This window comes from Rhodococcus parequi, from assembly GCF_046042785.1.
In the GTDB taxonomy this organism is placed as follows: domain Bacteria; phylum Actinomycetota; class Actinomycetes; order Mycobacteriales; family Mycobacteriaceae; genus Prescottella; species Prescottella parequi.
Window position 1 is genome coordinate 667792 of record NZ_JBDLNV010000001.1, and the last position, 21239, is coordinate 689030.

Consider the following 21239-nt stretch of genomic DNA (forward strand, 5'->3'; position numbering starts at 1 on the left):
ACGGTCGATCGATTCCGGTCGGGCGGCGGGCAGCGGAGAAACATCCGGCCGATCCGAACCGAAAGACCCCATCGGTGGGCACGCCCACCGTACCCACGCGTCAGTCAGTAGTTCGTTCGAGAAAGCACCGTGATGTCCGTCGTCGCCGACCGCCCCACCCCGGATCCGTACCCCGTCACCGACAAGCCCCGGCCGCTCGCGCCACTTCTGGACTGGCTGCGCCGGTCCGGGAGCGACACCTCGATCGCACTCGGCGCGCTGTCGGTCATCACCTTCTGGACGTTCGGTCTGGGCATCGTGCTCGGTCTCGGCGCGGTCGGGGCCGGCGTCGTCGCCTCCCGCTCCGAGGAGAGCGAGCCCAAGTCGCTCGAAGCCCTGTTCGGCATTCTGAGCGGGGCCCTCGGCGTCGTCGCCGGACTGATATTCCTACTCGTCGCGGCTCCGCAGTGGTGATCTACACGAAATCGTCACTCGCTCGGCGGTGACCGTCCGTCGTATCGTTGGGGCAATGACGAACATCGACGCAATTCCTTCCGCGTCGAACGCCTCCGGCGCTCGCGCGACGAGGATGGACTCCCCGGGCCGGGACTGAGGCGGCGGCGGCCGTCGGACACGTGGTCCAGGCGACGCCGCACACCGAGCTGATGGAACTGCCCTTCCGAGTCGATGCAGCGCCCGGCACGACGGACGCTGGCGGAAGCCTGCCGGAACTCGACGGCAGTTCCGGCGGTCACCCCGACCCGATGCCCCTCTCGCCCGCACAGACCGGCCAGTGGCTGGCGCAGCAGCTCGATCCGTCCGTGCCGATGTCCGTCGCACAGTACGTGGACATCGAGGAGGGGCCGGGCCGGCTCGACGTCGACCTCCTCACAGCGGCCGTGACCCGGGCTGCCCACGAGTTCGGCTCGGGCCTGATTCGTCTGGTACTGACCGATTCTCGGCCGCACCAGGTCCTCGATCCCCGGCTCGACACGACGACGAGGGTCGTCGACCTGCGTGACGAGCCCGACCCGGAAGCCGCCGCGCACACCTGGATGCGGACCGACGTGACCGCGCCGCTCGACCTGCTGCGGGACCAGCTCGGGGTGTCGGTGCTGCTGCGGGTCGGCGACGAGCGCTGGTTCTGGTACACCCGGGCGCATCACATCGCGCTCGACGGCGTCGGTGCCGCGACGATGCTCTACCGCACGGCGGACCTCTACAACGCGGCCGTCGACGGCCGCGAGCCGCCACCCGCGCGGGCCGCGGACCTCGATGCGGTCAACGCCGCGGATGTCGAGTATCTCGGATCGAAGCGCTGGCGCGCCGACCGTGACTACTGGGCGGAGCGGACATCGGGAATGCCCGAAAGGTGCAGTCTCGCGGAGAGGTCCGCGCCGGCGCGGGCGCTGGGGCGCGACGTCGGCGGCGTCGTCGCACCCGACACGGCGGCGGCACTCGACGACGCCCAGGAACGATACGGCGCGAGCGTCGCGGTGTTGGTTGCGTCGGCGATCGCGGCGTACACGTCGCGGCACACCGGTGCCGAGGACGTCGTCCTGAGCCTGCCGGTCTCGTCCCGTACGACGGCGGTGCTGCGCCGGTCCGGCGGCACCCTCGCCAACGTCGTGCCGCTGCGGGTGTCGGTCGGGATCGCCACGACGGTCGCGGAGCTGGTGGCCGCGGTGTCCGCCGCGCTGTCCGGTGCGCTGCGGCATCAGCGTTACCGCCACGAGGACCTCCGGCGGGACCGCGGCGAACACGGCGGCGGACGCGGCTTCTCCGGGCCGCTGCTGAACCTGATGCTGTTTCCGGAGGAACTGCGGCTCGGCGACACCCGAACCGCCCTCGACGTGCTCTCGTCCGGGCCGATCGAGGACCTGCTCGTCAACGTCTACCGGTACGGGCCCTCCGAGCCGATCCGCCTGGATTTCAAGGCCAATCCGCAGCTCTACGACGCTGCCACCCTGCGCACCCACCACGAGCGGTTCGCACACTTGCTGCATGCACTGCTGACGGCGCCCGCCGACACCCCGGTGGGTGAGCTGCCGATGGTCGACGACGCCGCGCTCGCGGCCCGGCTGTCGTCCTGGCGCGCGCCCGGGGTGGACGCCGACGACACCCTGCCCGAGTTGGTGGCGCGCCGGGCGTCCGAGCACCCGGACCGGCTCGCGGTGGTGTGGCGCGGCCACCGGCTCACCTACGCGGAGCTGGAGGCCAGGGCGAATCGGCTTGCGCGGCGGCTCATCACGCTGGGGGTCGGGCCGGACGTCCCGGTGGGGGTGGTGTCGGACCGCTCCGACGACCTGATCGTGACGCTGCTGGGCGTCCTCACCGCGGGCGGCAGTTACGTCCCGATCGAGGCCGGCACGCCGACCTCGCGGCGCGACTACGTGCTGGGCGACGCCGGGGTGGCCTGTGTGGTGACCAGTACGGATCTCACCGGCGAGCCCGGCACCGGCGCCCGGATCGTGCTCGACGACGCCGCGACAGCGCGTCACCTGGACTCGCTGTCGGCGGCACCGGTGACGGACGCCGAGCGGACGGAGCCCCTGCGCCCGGCGCACCTCGCCTACACGATCTACACGTCCGGATCGACGGGACGACCCAAGGGCGTGCAGGTGAGCCATCGCAGTGTGGCCGCGCTGCTGGCGAACGCGCGGACGGCGTTCGACACCCCGGACGGCGCTGTGTGGGCGACGTTCCACGCCTTCTCGTTCGACTTCTCGGTATGGGAGATCTGGGGGCCGCTGACGTCCGGTGGAACCCTCGTCGTGGTCGACCAGGACACCGCCCGCGCGCCCGACGCCTTCGTCGAACTGCTGTTCCGCGAGCACGTGAACGTGCTGGGACAGACGCCGGCCGCCTTTCTGCAACTCGCGGAGGCCGAGAACGCGGCGGGCCGGACGCTGACCGACCTGCAGTGGGTGTTCGTCGGCGGCGACGACTACGACCAGCGCCGGATGCTGCCGTGGCTGGACCGCCACCACGACGCGTCGGCGCTCCTCAGCGTGTACGGGATAACCGAGACGACCGTCTTCCTCACCGGCGTGACGATGGACGCGGCCCGCGCACGGCAGCCGGGGAATCTGGTGGGCCGCGGACTCCCCGGTGTGCGGTTGCACCTGTTGGATCGGCGGCTGCGACCGGTACCGGTCGGCGTCGTCGGCGAGATCTACGCCGGTGGCAGCCAGCTGGCGCGGGGCTACGGCGGCCGCCCCGCGCTCACCGCCGCGCGCTTCGTCGCCGATCCGTTCTCCACCGGCGACCGGCTCTACCGCTCGGGGGACCTCGCGCGATGGGACGCGGACGGTCACCTGATCTTCCTCGGGCGCAGTGACTTCCAAGTTCAGGTTCGCGGGTTCCGGGTGGAGCCGGGGGAGATCGAGGCGACGCTCGTCGAGTGTCCGGGAGTGGCGGACGCGGTGGTGGTGCCGCGGCGCGCGGACGCCGGCCCGGTGCGGCTGTCCGCGTACGTGGTGCCGGCTTCGGGTGTGGTGCTCGACCCGCAGGCCGTGCGGGACCGGGTCGGCGCGATCCTGCCGGCGTACATGACGCCGGCCGCGATCACCGTCCTCGAGCGGCTGCCCCTCACCGTCAACGGGAAGGTGGACCGGAAGTCGCTGCCGGAACCGGATTTCGGGACGGCCGCGGGTGCCGGACGGGCGCCGGCGGGGCCGGTCGAGGAGGCCCTGGCGGGGTTGTTCGGGCAGGTGCTGGGCGTCGAGACGGTGGCGGCGGACGACTCGTTCTTCGCCCTCGGCGGCGACTCGATCATGGCGATCCAACTGGTGTCGCGGGCCCGCGAGGCCGGCCTGTCGCTCTCGGCCCGCGACGTGTTCGACCGGCTGTCGGTGGCGGGTCTCGCCGCGGTCGTCACACCGGTCGACGAGAACGCGCCGACGCTCGACGAAGTGCCCGGTGGCGGGGTGGGCCGGGTGCCGCCGACCCCGATCGTGCGGTGGCTCGTCGAACGCGGGGGACCGTGGTCGCGGCTCTCGCAGTCCGTGTGCGTGGCGCTGCCCGTGGGCATCGCCGCGGCCGATCTCCATGCTGCGCTGCAGGCCGTGCTCGACCACCACGACATGCTCCGGGCACGTTTCCTCCCGGACCGCGCGGAGTTCGAGGTGCCGCCGCCGTCCGCCGTCGCAGCGGCGGACGTGCTGCGCCGGATCGCGGTCGAGCCGGACGCCGACCTCGCCGTCGTGCTCGGCTCGGCGCGGGAGGACGCCGCGGACCGGCTCGACCCGGCGTCGGGCCGGATGGTGCAGGCGGTGTGGTGCGACGTCGGTCCGGACCGGCCGGGTCGGCTGCTTCTCGTGATCCACCACCTCGTCGTCGACGGGGTGTCCTGGCGAATTCTTCTCCCGGACTTGGCATCCGCGTGGGATCAGGTGCGGCGCGGGAGCACACCGCACCTGCCGGACGTCGGCACCTCGATGCGCACGTGGGCACACGGGCTGATCGAGTGGGCTACGGCGCCGGGACGGGGAGCCGAGGTCGGGTACTGGCGGGATCTGCTCGCCGCCCCGGATCCACCGCTCGGCCGCCGTGACCTGGACCCCACCCGTGACGTCGCCGACACCGTCGTGGCGCACGTCGTCGAACTCTCGGAGAATGTCACCTCGGCCCTGTCGACCAGCGTCCCGGAAACCGTCCACGGCGGCATCGACGACGCGGTCGTCACCGGGCTCGCGATGGCGTTGGCCCGGTGGCGCCGTCGCCGCGGCGCCGCGGCGACGGCGTGCTCCGTCCTGCTCGAGGGGCACGGACGTGAGGAACAGGTGATCCCGGGGGCGGACCTGTCCCGCACGGTCGGCTGGTTCACCACGACCCATCCGGTGCGGCTGGACCTCACCGGTGTCGACCTCGACGCCGCGTTCGGCGCCGCCCCGTTCGGTGGTGCCGCGGCCGCCGTCGAGGCGCTGAAACTCGTCAAGGAACAGCTGCGGTCCGCTCCCGACCACGGAATCGGCTACGGCGCGCTGCGTTACCTGGGCTCCGCCGATCCGGACCGACTCCCGATCGCTGCGCCGCCGCGGATCAGCGTGAACTATCTCGGGCGCACGACGGTGACCGACGGCGTCGACGGTGCATGGCTTCCCGTCGACGAACTCGGCGGCCTCGGCTCGACCGTGGACCCGGACATGCCCGCCGCGGCCGCCCTCGACATCAATCTGATCACCGTCGACACCCCGTCCGGTCCGAGGCTACGTGCGTCGTTCGCGTACCCGGCGGGGCTGTTCGACTCCGCCGAGGTGCGCGATCTCGCGGATCTGTGGCGTTCGGCGTGCCGGGCTCTCGCGAAGGCGGCGAGGACTCCCGACGCGGGCGGTCTGACGCCGTCGGACGTACCTCTGGTGGACCTCGACCAGGAGGCCATCGAGCACCTCGAATCGGCGTACCCCGGACTGGCGGAGGTGTGGCCGCTGTCCCCGCTGCAGGCCGGGCTGCTCTTCCAGACCGAAATGGCCGGCGACGGTGCTGATCCCTACCTGGTTCAGCTGACCCTCGATCTGCGCGGGGAGGTCGACGGCGACCGGATGCGCCGCGCGGTGCAGACGTTGCTGGACCGGCACGAGATCCTGCGGGTCGCCTTCACCACCGGACCGGGCGGTGATCCGCTGCAACTGGTTCCGCGCCGGGTGGAGCTGCCGTGGTCGGTCGCCGACCTCCCCGACGCCGCCGACGTCGATCGAGTGCTCGCCCAGGACCGGGCACGGAGCTTCGACACGGCGAGACCGCCGCTGTTGCGGGCATTGCTGATCCGCATCGCCGACGACCGGCACGTACTTGCGTTGACCTACCACCACATCCTGCTGGACGGCTGGTCGGTGCCGCCTCTGATCCGCGAACTCCTCGCGCTGTACGCGTCGGCGGATCCGCACGACGTCCCGACGTCGGCGTCGTTCGCGGACTATCTGGCGTGGCTGGCCACGATCGACCGGCAGGCGTCGACCGAACAGTGGGTGGAGGTGCTCGCCGGTGTCGACGAGCCCACACTGGTGGGAACGTTCGAGCGCGGACGGCAGTTGCCCACCGTGCCGCGCGCCGATCGGCTCCTGCTCACCGATGCGGAGACCGCGCGGCTCGAGGAGGTCGCCCGGGAACGCGGCGTCACGCTCAGCACCATCGTGCGCGTGGCGTGGGCGATCGTACTGGGGGCGTGGACCAGACGCGACGACGTGGTGTTCGGGGCGATCGTGTCCGGGCGGCCTCCGGAGGTCGACGGCATCGAGGACATGGTCGGCCTGTTCATCAACACGATTCCGGTTCGGGTGACGCTGCACCCCGCGGAGACCCTGGGGGAACTGCTCGACCGCTGCCACGCCGACCAGACGGCGCTCCTCGACCACGAACACGTCGGTCTCGCCGACATCGAACGGGCGACCGGGGCGGCCGCACTGTTCGACACGATCACCGTCTTCGAGTCCTATCCGATGGACCGGGGTGGGCTGACCGCCGACACCGACATCGCCGGGATGCGGGTCGCGGACATCGCGGTCCACGACGCCACGCACTACCCCTTCGCGCTCGCCGCGTCGGTCGACGGCGGCCTCGAGATCCGCATCGACTACGCCCCGGCGCTGTTCGACGAGCACGAGATCGACGCCGTCGCGGACCGTCTCGAGCGGGTGCTGCACGCCATCGCGTCCGATCCCGACCGCACGCTGGCGCACCTGCGCCTGCTCTCGGACACCGACTACGCGCGACTGGCCCCCGTCCACGGGCAACCCGGACGTCGGCCCCGCACGCTGCCCGACATCCTCGCCGACGCGGCCCGGATCGACCCGGACGCGCCGGCGCTGTCGTCGGCCGAACGCGTCCTCGACTACCGCGAACTCGACGAGCGGTCCACCCGGATGGCGCGGCACCTCGTGGCCGACGGCGTGGGGCCCGAGGACGTCGTGGCGCTGGGGCTGACGCGGTCGATCGAGTTCGTCCTGGGGGTGTGGGCGGTCGCGAAGACCGGCGCGGCGTTCGTCCCCGTCGACCCGACGTATCCGCGCGAGCGGATCGATCACATGCTCGGTGACTCCGGCGCGCGCGTCGGTCTGACCGTCGAACGGTGGCGCGCATCCCTGCCGGCCGCGGTGTCCTGGCGTGCGATCGACTCCGACGGCTACCGGGACGGGCTCACGGTGTTCTCGGGCGAACCGCTCACCGACGCCGAACGGCGCGCACCGGTGCGCGTCGACAACCCCGCGTACCTCATCTACACGTCCGGTTCGACGGGCATCCCGAAGGGCGTCGCGCTCACTCATCGCGGTCTCGCGAATCTGGTTGCGGCCGAAAGGGAGAGCCTCGCCGTCACGGAGGACGCGCGGGTGTCGCAGTTCACGTCGCCGAGTTTCGACGCGTCGGTGTTCGAGCTGCTCATGGCGTTCGGTTCCGGTGCCCACCTGATGATCGCGCCGCCCGACGTGTACGGGGGCGAGGAACTGACGCGCGGGCTCGCGGACCGGCGGGCCACGCACGCATTCTTCACTCCCAGTGTCCTCGGATCCCTGTCGTCCGACGGCCTCGACGCGCTGGCCTCGCTCGCCGTCGCGGGGGAGGCGTGCCCGCCGGAACTGGTGGGGCGGTGGGCACCCGGGCGGCGGATGTTCAACGCGTACGGGCCGACCGAGACCACGATCATGTCCAACATCGCCGGCCCCCTGCTTCCGGGCGAGCCTGTCACGATCGGCGGTCCGACACTCGGGTTCGTCGAGTTGGTGCTCGACGCGCGACTGCAGCCGGTGGCGATCGGCACGCCGGGCGAGTTGTACCTGGGCGGGCCCGCGATCGCGCGCGGCTACCACCGCCGGCCGGGCCTGACCGCCGAACGTTTCGTCGCGAGCCCGTTCGTCGCCGCCACCGACCACCCCACCGACGAGGACGAGGGAACCCTGCCCGGCGACCGGCTCTACCGGACCGGCGACATCGTGCGCTGGCGAGAGGATCTCACGCTCGAATACCTGGGCCGCAGTGACTTCCAGGTGAAGGTGCGGGGATTCCGGATCGAGCTCGGTGAGATCGACACCGCGCTGACCGATCATCCGGGTGTGGACTTCGCGGCCACGCTGGGCAGGACCGCGCCCTCGGGGGAGACCGTACTCGTGTCGTACGTGCGGTCGGGCGACGATCCGGCGGTCGAGCCGGGCGCGCTGCTCGAGCATCTGGCGCGGCGGCTGCCCCCGCACATGGTGCCCTCGCTCGTCGTGCCGATCGGCGAGGTCCCGCTCACGCCGTCCGGGAAGCTCGACCAGAAGGCGCTCCCGGAGCCCGACTTCCCGGCCACCGTCGACACCACGACCGCCGCCGCCTTCACCCCGATCGAGGAGATCGTCGCCGGTCATCTGCGCGCGGTGCTCGGCCTCGACCGGATCGGGCCGGACGACAGCTTCTTCGACCTCGGGGGCAACTCGCTGATGGCGACCCGGGTCACGCGGCGACTCGACGCGGCACTCGATGCCGACCTCGACGTGCGCGCCCTCTTCGAGGCACCGACCGTCCGCGGCCTCGCCGCCCGGATCCGGAGCGGCGGCAAGGGCGAGCCCCGTCCGCTGTTGCGCCCGTACCGCCGGCCGGACGCCGTGCCGCTGTCCTCGGCGCAGCTGCGCATGTGGTCGCTCAACCAACTCGACACCGCGTCGGCCGCCTACAACATCGTGATGGCGGTCAGGCTGCGCGGCGACCTCGACGAGCGCGCTCTGATCGCGGCGGTGTCCGACGTCGTGGTCCGGCACCCGACCCTGCGCACGACGTACCCGATCGTCGACGGCGGCCCCGTGCAACAGGTGGTCGAGCCCGACGCCGCACCGCGCACCGAGCTGCTGTCGGTGCTCGGCGCGGACCTGCCCGCGCACCTGATACGACTGGTCGACGCCGGCTTCGACGTGTGCCGCGAGGTGCCCCTGCGCGCCCAGTTGCTGCGGGTGTCGCGCACCGAGCACGTCCTGGCCGTCGTCGCACACCACATCGCCGCCGACGGATTCTCGATGACGACCCTCGCCCGGGATGTGATGCGCGCGTACGAGTCCCGACGTCGCGGCCGCTCACCGGACTGGGCGCCGCCCGCGCTCGACTACATCGACTTCGCGTTGTGGCAGCGCGATCTGCTCGGCGATCCGGCCGATCCCGACTCGCTGTACCGGCGGCAGCTCGCGCAGTGGCGGTCCACGCTCGACGGCATCCCGGAGCTGATCCCGCTGCCGACCGACCGCCCCCGCCCCTCGCGGCAATCGTTCCGCGGCGCAGCCGTCGGCTTCGGTGTCGACGCGGCCGACCACGCCCGGCTCGCGGATCTCGCCCGGCACGGCAATGCGACGATGTTCATGGTGGCGCACACGGCGCTGGCGGTGCTGGTCGCGCGGCTGTCCGGCATCGACGACATCGTGATCGGCACCCCGGTCTCCGGCCGCGGGGAGGCCGGGCTCGACGACATCGTCGGCATGTTCGTCGGCATGCTGCCGTTGCGGACCCCGATCGACACCGGCGCCGGGTTCGGGGAACTGCTCGCGGTGGTCCGCGACCGCGACCTCGCGGCGTTCGCCCGCACCGATCTGCCGTTCGAGCGGCTGGTGGACGAGCTCGCGCCGGAGCGGTCGACGTCGTACGCGCCGCTGTTCCAGGTGCTGGTCGAGTACCGATCCGACATGTCGGGATACCTCCGGCTGCCGGGGCTCGAGGTGGAGCCGGTCGACTGCGAGCCCGCGGTCTCCAAGTTCGATCTGCAACTCGGCGTCTCCGAATCGTTCACGCCACAGGGCGAACCCGCGGGCATGCACCTCGACCTCACCTATGCGACCGACCTGTGGGACGCGCCGACCGCGCACGGGTTCGCCGAGCGGCTGCGCCGGATCCTCGCGTCGGCCGCCACCGAGCCGCACGTCCCGGTCGGCGAGGTGGGGCTGCTCACCGACGTCGAGTTGTCGGAGATCGAGGCGGGCCGGGTTGCCCCCGGCCCCACCGTGGGCCCGACGCTCGACGTCCTCTTCGCGCACGCCGCCGCGGCGCATCCGGACACGGTCGCGCTCGTGGACGGGCAGCAGCGGACGACGTACGAGGAACTGCGCGCCGACGCGAGCCGACTCGCGCGGGTGCTCATCGCCCGCGGCGCCGGCCTCGACACGGTGGTGGTGCTGGCGCTGCCCCGGTCGGCGGAGATGGTCGTCGCGATGGTCGCGACCGCCCTCGCCGGAGCGGCATACCTGCCGCTCGACGTCGGATCGCCCGCGGAGCGGGTCGCGTTCGTCGTCGGGGAGGTGGCCCCGGCATGCGTGCTGGCGACGGCGAGCACGGCCGGGTCGCTGCGGAAGCTCGCGGCGCCGGTCGTCGTCCTGGACTCGGAGCCGATCCGCGTCGCCCGCGCCGCGGCGTCGCCGGCACTGTTCACCGACGCCGACCGCAGCGCCCCGCTGCACCCGGACCACGCCGCCTACGTCATCTACACGTCCGGGTCGACGGGGCGACCCAAGGGCGTGCAGGTGTCGCACCGCAGCGCCGTGGCGCTGCTGGCGGGTGGCTACGCCGCATTCGACCTCCGCCCGAGCGACATCTGGACGCAGTTCCACTCCTTCGCCTTCGACGTCTCGGTGTGGGAGGTGTGGGGGCCGCTGTCGGTGGGCGCCACCGCGATCGTCGTGGACCCCGCGACCGCGCGGTCGCCGGACCACTTCGTCGAGTTGCTGCGCCGGGAGTCGGTGACGGTGCTCAATCAGACGCCCGCGTCGTTCTACCAGCTGGTCGATCACGCCGCGGCGGCGGACCTCCCTCTGCGTTACGTGTTCGTCGGCGGCGAGGAACTCGCCCTCGAACAGGTGGATCGCTGGTACACGCACTCTCCGCCGGGCGGGGCCCGGGTGGTCGAGATGTACGGCGTCACCGAGGCCACGGTGATCGACACCGATGCGGTCCTCGCCCGCGACGCGCTCGCGGACACGCCCGCGTCCGTGATCGGCCGGCCCCTGCCCGGTGTCCGCGTCGACGTGCTCGACGCGCGACTGCATCCCGTGCCCACCGGGGTGCAGGGCGAGATCTACGTGTCCGGTGACGCCGTCGCCCGCGGGTACGTCGGCCGACCCGGTCTCACCGCTGCGCGGTTCGTCGCGGCCCCGGGCAGCGACGGCCGGCGGATGTACCGCACCGGCGACCTCGGACGTCGCGGATCGGACGGGCAACTGGAATTCTTGGGCCGCAGTGACTTCCAGGTCCAGGTTCGGGGTTTCCGGATCGAGCTCGGGGAGATCGAGTCGGCGCTGCTGCGCTGCGACGGCGTCGGGCGGGCGGTGGTCGTTTCCCGGCGGCGCGAGGGCGGCGCCGACGACCGTCTCGTCGGCTACGTCGTGCCGGCAGCCGGGCACGTCCTGGAGCCGCTCCACATCCGGGACGCCGTCGACCGCACCCTCCCGCCGTACATGGTCCCGGCCGCCGTCGTGGTACTGGACGCGCTACCGGTCACGGCGAACGGGAAAGTCGACCGTCGCGCGCTTCCCGAACCCGACTTCGCGGCGTTCACCGGCCACGGACGGGAGCCGACCGGTCCCGCGGAGCAGCACCTCGCAGCTCTGTTCGCCGAGACGCTCGGTGTGCCCGCGGTCGCGGCGGACGACTCGTTCTTCACCCTCGGTGGCGACTCGATCACCGTCATCCAGTTGGTGTCCCGGGCCCGCGAGGCAGGAATGGTGTTCAGCCCGCAGGACGTATTCGAGCATCCGACCGTCGAGCGTCTCGTCACCGTCGTGGACGCGGCCGCCGGCGCGGACCGGGTGCCCGGGCTCACGGAGGTCTCCGGTGGTGGCGTCGGCGAGGTGGAGCCGACACCTGTCCTTCGTTGGCTCGGCGGCCGGCGCGGCGAGTGGGACCACTTCTCGCAGTCGGTCACCGTGCGGATCCCCGAGGGAACGACGGGAGCGCAGCTGATCGTCGCGCTGCAGTCGCTGCTCGACCGGCACGACATGCTGCGATCGACCCGGATCGGCTCCGGCTCCGACCTGCATCTGGTGGTGGACCCGCCCGGTTCGGTCGACGCCGCCGGTTGCCTGCGGCGCATCGACTGCTCGCACGTGCGCGACGACGCGGACATCGACGCGGTGGCCTCGTGGGAGCGGTCCGCGGCCGTCGTCCGCCTCGATCCGGCAGCCGGGGCGATGGTGCAGGTGGCGTGGTGCGACGCCGGACCGGAGCGGTCGGGGCGGCTCGCGGTCGCCATCCACCACCTCGCGGTCGACGGCGTGTCGTGGCGGATCCTGCTCGCCGACCTCGTGTCCGCGTGCGCGCAGGCCCGGGCCGGTGCTGCCCCGGAGCTGCCACGGGTCGGCACGTCGATGCGGACGTGGGCTCACGAGCTGCTCCGGCTCGCGGCCGAGCCGGAGCGTGTCGCGGAGTTGCGTTGGTGGCGAGACGTATTGACCCCCGCTGACCCGGTGCTCGGCGCCCGGCGGTTCGATCCGGCCGTCGACGTGACCGCGGAACAGGAGTCCGTGCGCATCGCCGCGAGTGTGACACACCGCCTGCTGGGTCGGCTGCCGGAGCTGTACCGGGCCACTCCGGCCGACGCGGTGCTGTGCGCGACGGCGCTGGCGATCGCGCGCTGGGGCCGCTGGGCCGGTGGCCGGGCGAGTGTCGTCGTCGCGGCCGAGGGACACGGTCGCGAGGAACGGATACTGCCCGGCGCCGACCTGTCGCGCACGGTGGGGTGGTTCACGACCAGCTTCCCGGTGCGGGTCGACCTCACCGACATCGAACTCGACGACGCGTACTCGGCGGGCGACGACGCCGGGGCAGCACTCGCGGCGGTCAAGGAGCAGTGGCGGGCGGTGCCCGATCACGGCATCGGGTACGGACTGCTCCGCTACCTGAATCCCGACACCGCGCCGGCGTTCGACGACCTCGAGGATCCGCAGGTGTCGATCAACTACCTCGGACGCCTGGCGGGAGAAGGTGCCGCCGGGTGGTCCCTCGACGCGGACGGGCCGGACGCGATGGTCGACGCCGCGAGCCAGGGCCCGGTACCGAGCACGCTCGCGGTCGACGCCTACGTAGTCGATCTCGCCGACGGGCCGCACCTGTGCGCCGCGATCCGGTACGCGCCGGGCGTCCTCGACGCCGACGGCGCCGAGGAGTTCGCGACGTTGTGGCGCAGAGCCGTCCATGCGCTGGCGGAGTACGCGGACCGGCCCGGCAGCGGGGGGCTGACGCCGTCGGACCTCGATCTCGTGGCGGCGACACAGAAGGACATCACCCGTTGGGAGAGCACGCATCCCGCGCTGTCGGATGTCTGGCCGACCGCGCCGCTGCAGGAGGGGCTGCTCTTCCATGCCCTCCTCGCCGGTGAGGACGTCGACGCCTATCACGTGCAGTTGGTACTCGATCTCGACGGCGATCTCGATCCGGTCCGGCTGGCGGTGGCCGCGCAGGCGTTGATGGATCGGCACCCGAGCCTGCGCACCGCGTTCGACAACCGGGCCGACGGCACGATCGTGCAGGTGGTCCTCGACCACGTGGACGTCGACTGGTCGGTCGCCGTCGTCGCCGACGGCAGCGATCGGGCGCTCGTCGATCGCGAACGCGAGAACCACTTCGACATGCGGAGCGCGCCGCTGATCCGGTTCCTGCTGCTCGAACTCGGCGCCGGCCGGTGGCGGCTCGTCGTCACGAACCATCACATCGTGCTCGACGGCTGGTCGATGCCGCTGCTGGTGGCGGATCTGTTCGCGCTGTACGTCACGGGTGGACGCCCGCTGGAGCGCCCCGCCCCGGCCTACCGCGACTACCTGGCGTGGCTCGCCGACCGCGACACCGGCGCCGCGGAGCGGGCGTGGGCGGAGGCACTGGCCGGTCTGCCGGGCCCGACGCTCGTCGTGCCACACGCCGCCGGGCAGCGCCTGTCTGCGACCGCGAGCGAACCGGTGCCGGTGGACGAGCCGACCGCCGCGGCACTCGCGCGGACCGCCGAACAGGCCGGCGTCACGGTCAACACCGTGCTGCAGGCGGCGTGGGGAATCCTGTTGGGGGAGATGACCGCCGGCGCCGACGTCGTGTTCGGCACCACGGTGTCCGGCCGACCGCCCGCCGTCGACTCGGTGGAATCGATGGTGGGGCTGTTCATCAACACCGTCCCGGTCCGGGTTCGTCTCGATCCGCGTGAGACGACGCTGGACCTGCTGACCCGGCTGCAGTCCGAGCGCGCCGCACTGATGTCGCACGAACATCTGGGGCTCACCGCGATCCAGCAGGCGGCGGGCTTCGGCGGACTCTTCGACACCGCGATGGTGCTCGAGTCGTATCCGCAGGACGTGACGGCGCTAAGTCGGCTCGCCGACGCGACCGGGGTCCGCGTCACCGCGGTGGAGGGATTCGACTCCACCCACTACCCCCTCTCGCTCATGGCGTTCGATGACACGGGGCTGCGCCTGCGGCTGCGCTACTCGCCGGACGTCGTCGCCGCGGAGACCGTCGTCGATCTCGCGGCACGGCTGGCGCGGATCGTCGAGACACTCGCGCACCGGCCCCGGACGCCGGTCGGGCACATCGACGTTCTGGGCGCCGCCCACCGGGACGCGCTCGTCGAGGTGGCCTCCCGGGGGCCCGTGACGCCGCAGACCTGGGCCGAGACACTCGGGGCGGGCGCGGCGCTCGATCCGGACGCGGTGGCGCTGCGGTGGCGGGGCACCGACGTCACCTATCGGGAATTCGACGAGAGGTCGACCCGCATCGCGCGGGTCCTCGTCGAACGCGGCATCGGGCCGGAGGACTTCGTGCCCGTCGCGATTCCGCGGTCGGCCGACTCGGTGACCGCGACGTGGGCCGTAGCAAAATCCGGTGCCGCGCCGGTGCCGATCGATCCCACGCTGCCGCCGGGACGCATCGGCTACATGCTCGACGACTGCGACGCCGCGGTCGGGCTCGCGGCGTCCCGCGACCACGGCCTGCCCGGCGGGCCCGAGTGGCTCGCACTCGACGAACTCGACCTGGACCGGTTCTCCTCGTTGCCGATTCGCGACCACGAACGCGTACACCCGGTCCGAGTGACCGACCCCGCCTATCTCATCTACACGTCCGGGTCGACGGGGGCGCCGAAGGGAGTCGTGGTCACACACACCGGCCTGCCGTACATGGCGGCCGCCCAGATCGCACACCAGGGCGTCACGCCGCGATCGAGGGTGCTGCACGTGTGTTCGCCGAGCTTCGACGTGTCGGTCCTCGAACTCACGCTGGCCCTCGCCGCGGGGGCCACCCTCGTCGTCGCCCCGCCCGACGTGTACGCGGGCCCCGAACTCGAGCGCTACGCGCGGGACGAGCGCGTCACTCATCTACTGGTCACGCCCGCCGTCTGCGGCACCCTCGACCCCGTCGCGCTGCCCGACGTCGAGGTGGTGGAGGTCGGCGGTGAACTGTTCGGCGCCGAACTCGTCGACGAGTGGGCGCCCCGCACCCGGTTGCTCAACGCGTACGGACCCACCGAATGCACGGTGTGCGTCACGACCAGCGGCACCCTCGTGCCCGGGGCGCCGATCACGTTGGGCGGGCCGGTGCCGGGGTCGGGAGTGGGCGCCGTCGTGCTCGACGGCTGGATGCGGCCGGTCCCCGACGGTGGGGAGGGTGAGCTGTACCTCTCCGGCCCGTGCCTCGCCCGCGGCTACCGCGGCCAGTCGGCGCGGACGTCGGAGCGTTTCGTGGCCAACCCGTTCGGGCCGTCCGGGTCACGCCTGTACCGAACCGGGGACCTGGTGCGACGCGCCGGCTCGTGCGGCATCCAGTACGTGGGACGCACCGACTTCCAGATCAAGATCCGGGGCCTGCGCATCGAGATCGGCGACGTCGATGCGGCACTGACGGCGCACCCCGACGTCGAGTTCGCGGCGTCGCTCGGGCACGAGGCCCCCACCGGCGAGACCGTGCTGGTGTCGTACGTGCGCCTCGCCGCCGACAGCGCCGTCGACGCGGCGACGCTCAAGAAGTTCGCGGCGGCGTCGTTGCCGGCGTACATGGTGCCGTCGGCGGTCACCGTCCTCGACGACGTGCCGATGAACTCCAACGGCAAACTCGACCGCACGGCGCTACCCGATCCGGTGTTCGCGACCGTCGACTACCGCCCTCCGGAGACCGAGGTGGAGGCGGTACTCGTCGATGTGTTCGCCGACGTCCTCGGCACCGACCGGGTCGGTGTCGACGACAGCTTCTTCGAACTCGGGGGCAACTCGCTCAGTGCCGTCCGGGTCGTGGCCGAGGTGCAGGCGAGGCTCGGCCGGGCGCTGCCGCTGCAGTGGGTCGTCACCGATCCGACCCCGGCCGCGATCGCCGCCCGGTTGGACGGCGGTGTACCCGCGCCGGCGGACGTACTGGTCCGGATGAGGCCGGGCGACGGCGCGGAGCCGCTGGTGTGTGTGCACCCGGCCATCGGATTGACCTGGTGCTACGCGGGTCTGCTCCCGTACCTCTCTCCCGACCGGCCGGTGTACGGCATCCAGTCACCGGGGCTGACGGACGGGGCGGACGCGCCGGCGACGATGCGAGAGTTGGCGCATCGGTACGTCGACCGGATCCGGCAGGTCCAACCGCACGGGCCGTACCACCTGCTCGGCTACTCCGTGGGCGGGGCCATCGCACACGCGATGGCGGTACGTCTGCGGCGCCTCGGTGAGGAGGTCGGCACGCTCGTCATGCTCGACACCCAGACGGGGGAGTCGGTGCCCGAATCCGCGCCCGCCCCGACATTGGGCATGCTGTTCGCGGAGTTCGCGGGCGTCGACGAGTCCTCGATCGACGGCGACCTCACCGCCGAGGACGCGGCCCGACTGCTGCACGACGGGGACGGTCCGTACGCGGCGCTCACCGCCGACGACGTGCGCCGCCTCTACGACGACTACCTGCACACGATCGATCTCGGCGGCGCCTACCGGCCGGAGATGTTCGACGGCGACCTCGTGTACATCGCCTCGGCGGGCGATGCGACAGACGGATCGCAAACACCGTGGGATCCTTACGTTTCCGGCGCCGTCCGTATCCATACGGTGGCCTGGACGCACAACCGGCTGACAACGCCGGAGGCGCTCGACGTGATCGGCCCGGTCGTCGGCCGGTATCTGGACGGGCACACGCGATGATCTTGCAGTGCACCCCGGTCGGGTGCTTTCATGGTGGGCAGCGTCGCGTGTCGATGGCGGACTGCGCCAGGCATGGAGGCGTCGAATCTCGAGGGGTCTTCCATGACGATCTCGTTCAACCACACCATTGTGTTCTCGCGCGACAGGTCCGTGTCCGCGCTCTTCTTCACCACCCTGTTCGGGCTGCCGGACGCCGTGGCGGCCGGCCCGTTCCTGGCGGTCGGTCTCGGCAACGGCGTCACGCTCGACTTCGCCACGTCGCCGGTCGAGGTACTACCGCAGCACTACGCGTTCCTGGTCTCGGAAACGGACTTCGACGCGATCTACGGCCGGATCTGCGCGAACGGAATGGACCACTGGGCCGATCCGCGCAAGGCGCGCCCCGGCGAGATCAACCGCAACGACGGCGGACGCGGGGTGTACTTCCACGACCCGGACGGCCACAATCTGGAGATCATCACGCGCCCTTACGGTTCCGGCGGATGACGCAACACCGGCCGGTGCACGGGTAGCGAGATCGTGAGCGGGCCGCCACCACCTGGACCGACGATGTCGAAGTGTCACAGCGAGTTCCGATTCTACGGGGAGTTGAACGACTTCCTGCAGCCGTCGGCGCGTCGGCGGACCCTCGTCCACGAGTTCACCGGCACGCCGTCGGTCAAGGATCGGATCGAATCGTTGGGGGTTCCCCACACCGAGGTCGACCTGATCGCCGTCGACGGCGAACCCGTCGGATTCGACCGACTCCTCGCCGGCGGCGAGCGGGTGGCCGTGTACCCGACGTTCCAGTCGCTCGACCTGGGCGACGTCGAGCCGCTGCGGCCGCCGCTACAGGAGCCGCGGTTCGTGCTCGACGTCCACCTCGGCCGCCTCGCCCGCTACCTGCGGCTGCTCGGATTCGACAGCTCGTATGCGAACGACCGCTCGGACGACGAACTGCTCGCGTTGTCGCGCGGTGAGAATCGCGTCCTCCTCACCCGGGACGTCGGCCTGCTCGAACGCGCTGCGCTCGTCTACGGCGGGTTCCTGCACGAGACGGACTCACGCCTGCAACTGCGGGAGGTCCTCGATCGTTTCCGATTGCAGTCGCGCATCGCTCCGCTCACGCGATGTGCGCGCTGTAACGGGCTGATCGGACCCGCGACGCCCGCCGTCGCGCGCGGCCGGGTTCCCGGAGGTGTGCTGCGGGAGCAGCGCCGGTTCAGCCGGTGCCGGGGCTGCGGCCAGGTGTACTGGCCGGGAGGGCATCTGACCCGGCTGCGGGCCCGGTTGGCCGAGATCGGGGTGTGGTTCTGACCGCAAGCCGTGCGGTCATCCGGCGAAGAGGTCGCGCACGAACGCCGTGGTGTCGGGCAGTGAGGCCCGCATGGTCTCGAGGTGGCCGGTCGGATAGGTCCGGAACGTCACCGGTTGCCGGTTCGTGGCCAGTTCCCCCGCCAGTTTCAGGGCGAGTGGTGCGGGCACGATGTCGTCGGTCATCCCCTGCCCCAGGAAGACCGGCTGGTCATAGCCGGTGGTGGGGACCTCGAGCATGCCGCGGACCGCGGACAGCAGCGCCGGGTCGTCGAGCGGGCGGGAGACGAGATCGCCGATCGAGACGCCCGCCAGTTTCGGCGCGGTCGTCTCGTAGCATTCGGTCTCGGCGGCCGTCAGGGCGTCCCGACCGACCGGGGTGAGGAACCTATCGACGTCGAGGTCCGGCCGCGCCGCCCGCAGGCCGGCCAGGATGTACGACACGAACACGGTGCTGCCCGTGAGCGGAAGACGGGGGAACCCGGGCGCGACGAGCGTCGCCAGGTTCTCGAGGTTCGACGGTGCGCCGGTCGCGACCGCGCCGCGATAGTCGAGTTCGGGGGCGTACCGCGTTGCACGCGCGGCGGTGAACAGCGCGGCCTGGCCTCCCTGGGACTGTCCGAGCGCCACCCATCGCTCCGAGAGCCCGGGCTCGGCGACGCGCGCCGCCCGCACCATGTCGATCACGCTGTTCGCCTCGGTGGGCCCGTCGAGGTAGGGGTGCAGGCCGGGGGTTCCGAGACCGACATAGTCGGTGGCCACGATCGCGTACCCCTGCGAAAGCCAGTGCGCGAGATACGGACCGCCGATCTTGCCGGTCACGGTGGGGGCGCATCGATCGGCGATCCCGACGGTCCCGTGCGCCCACGCGACGACGGGCCAGCCGCCGGCCGGGGCGGCCCCGGGCGGAAGGAACACGGCACCGGTGCTCGTCGCGGGGCGGCCCAGTGGTCCGGTGGTGGTGTAGGTGACCTTCGTTCCGGTCGCGGCTCCCGGAATCCACGACGACGGGGGCAGTGGGTCCACCGCGGTGACGGAACCCGGCGTCGTCACCGAGTTCGGCACCTCCGCGTGCACCGGGAGCGCCTGGGCCGTCGCCGCCACCACGGCCGTCGTCACCGTCACCACCGTGAGCGCGGCACGGTAGGCGAGTGCTCGGATCATCGCGTCACCTCGCAGCTGTCTCGGTGTGCGCTGCACCACCCATTCTGCTGGTTGGGATGTGCTCTTCGCAGGGGGTTCGGTGGCGCTACCATCGAAAGCTCTGGGCGCGCATCGTTTTGGGGGGTATGGAATGGGGCCTGGTGAGTATCCGGGAGAGTTCTCAGGCGAGATGGTGACACCGCCGACCTGGCTCGTGATCTTGGCAGTGCTGCCTCTCCTCGCGATGGTGCTGCTGCTCGGATGGTTCGGGTGGCACGAATGGCGGGCGCGCAGTCGGGACCGGACGTCCCCGGTGCACGCCGCGGCCTGGGCGATGGATCACGACGAACTCGCCCGCGCCATCGAGGCACTCACCGACCGCGAACGCGAACTGCTCGCGGTGGGGGACGTCGCCACCGCTCGGGCGGTGGCCGTCGACCGTGACATCTGCCGCGCGGTCAGCGAACGGCGCGAGGACGTTTCCTGACCCGCCCGGGTCGAATCACCGTCGTCGCTGTGGTTTCCGTCTCGACACCTGGGGAGCTGCGCGCGCAATCGGTATTCTGAAGTCGGATCCGGCGAGCGAGTTTGAACCGAAGCTCCGTGCCAGCCCTCCATCCTGGACGGTGAAGATACGATGCCTTATCGGATTCCTCCTCGAACCGAAGTCCCGCCCGAATTCCGTGGCCCGGATTTTCTGACGGCCGACCTCCCGCCCTCGGCTCGGCCGGGGCATCGGACGCGGCCCGGCGACCCCGACTCCGGGGGCCTCCGGCGCCGCGTCACAGCATCCGGACTCGCCCACTCCGTCGTCGTCGCGTCCGGGCTCGTTCCCGGCGGGCTGACGTGGTGGTGCTCGGGATCGATGACGGACGGCCTCGCCGTCGGTGGATTCACGGCACTGTGCAGTGCGGTTGCCGCTGTGGCGATCGGCGGCTCCGCCGGCTAGGGGCAGGTTCGTCGCCGGGTATCTCAGCGGGTGCGGCTGTCCGTCGCGAGTCGGGCGCGGACGCCGTCGATGAACAGGGCCAGTCCGAAGTCGAACCGGACCTGCGGGTCGCCGTCGAGAAAGTCGTCGTCCGAGCCGAGGTCGGCGGCGGTTTCGGTGTCGGGCGACGCGGGCGTCCGGGTGAGCGCGCCCAGTGCCTCCAACTGGGCGCGGGACTGCTCGTCGACGGTGTGGCCGAGGACGAAGTAGAGCAGCGTGTACGCGGCCAGCTCGGCGTACGGGCGGGGGAGTCCTGCGCGGACGCCGGCGCCCACGAAACTCTCCCGGGCCAGATTCGACGTCATCCGCGACGCGTAGGTCGCCGCGACCAGTTCCGCGCCGTCTCGGTGCGCCAGCAACGCCTTTCGGAGGCGATGGGCGAGTTCGGCGATCCCGTCGTCCCACTGCTCCGACGACACCGGCGCGTCGACCCTCTCGAGAATCCGGTCCGCCATCGCGCCGAGCAGGGTCTGCTTGTTGGGGAAATGCCAGTACAGAGCCCCGGGCTGGACGCCGAGCGAGGTTGCGAGCCGGCGCATCGTGAGGTCGGCGAGTCCGTACTCGTCGAGGATCGCCATCGCGCCGTCGAGGACGTCGCCGCGTCGCAGCTGCACTGACTCACTCCTCCGGGGTCGGGCCGAGGCCGCGGTTCTCGCGGTGGCCTGTTCCTTTGACACTAATCGACCGCGGCTCTAACGTGAACGCCGTTCAACTTGTACGGTGTTCAAGTTTGCGCCGATCTT

At 71.7% G+C, this 21239-nt stretch carries 7 protein-coding genes; 5 read left to right on the top strand and 2 right to left on the bottom strand.

Translation table 11 applies throughout. The features are described from left to right. Positions 1–132: 132 nt before the first annotated feature. From ABEU20_RS03160 to ABEU20_RS03175, 4 genes are all read left to right on the top strand, one after another. Positions 133–453, top strand: a complete 321-nt coding sequence (locus ABEU20_RS03160) for a hypothetical protein (protein WP_420162910.1) — start codon at positions 133–135, stop codon at positions 451–453. 191 nt (positions 454–644) lie between these two features. Further along, entirely contained in the window at positions 645–17072 is a 16428-nt protein-coding gene (locus tag ABEU20_RS03165; RefSeq protein WP_420162911.1) for an amino acid adenylation domain-containing protein, read from the top strand. A 102-nt stretch (positions 17073–17174) separates the two neighbouring features. After that, the gene (locus tag ABEU20_RS03170; protein WP_420162912.1) at positions 17175–17558 is read left to right on the top strand and encodes a VOC family protein; all 384 of its coding nucleotides are present in this window, start codon (positions 17175–17177) and stop codon (positions 17556–17558) included. Positions 17559–17621: 63 nt separating this feature from the next. Beyond that, positions 17622–18368, top strand: coding sequence for a Mut7-C RNAse domain-containing protein (locus ABEU20_RS03175; protein WP_420162913.1), 747 nt, complete (start codon positions 17622–17624; stop codon positions 18366–18368). Between the two features lie 15 nt (positions 18369–18383). Here the strand turns inward: ABEU20_RS03175 and ABEU20_RS03180 are convergent, their stop codons facing one another. Beyond that, positions 18384–19529 carry a lipase family protein gene (locus tag ABEU20_RS03180; RefSeq protein ID WP_420162914.1) on the bottom strand — a complete coding sequence of 382 codons (1146 nt, stop codon included), beginning with the start codon at positions 19527–19529 and terminating at the stop codon, positions 18384–18386. 169 nt (positions 19530–19698) lie between these two features. Here ABEU20_RS03180 and ABEU20_RS03185 point away from each other — a divergent pair, with 169 nt between their 5' ends. Continuing rightward, positions 19699–19995, top strand: coding sequence for a hypothetical protein (locus tag ABEU20_RS03185; RefSeq protein WP_420162915.1), 297 nt, complete (start codon positions 19699–19701; stop codon positions 19993–19995). Between the two features lie 485 nt (positions 19996–20480). On the opposite strand, the gene ABEU20_RS03190 is transcribed toward ABEU20_RS03185, so the two are convergent. Then, the gene (locus tag ABEU20_RS03190) at positions 20481–21110 is read right to left on the bottom strand and encodes a TetR/AcrR family transcriptional regulator C-terminal domain-containing protein (RefSeq protein ID WP_420162916.1); all 630 of its coding nucleotides are present in this window, start codon (positions 21108–21110) and stop codon (positions 20481–20483) included. Positions 21111–21239 lie beyond the last annotated feature (129 nt).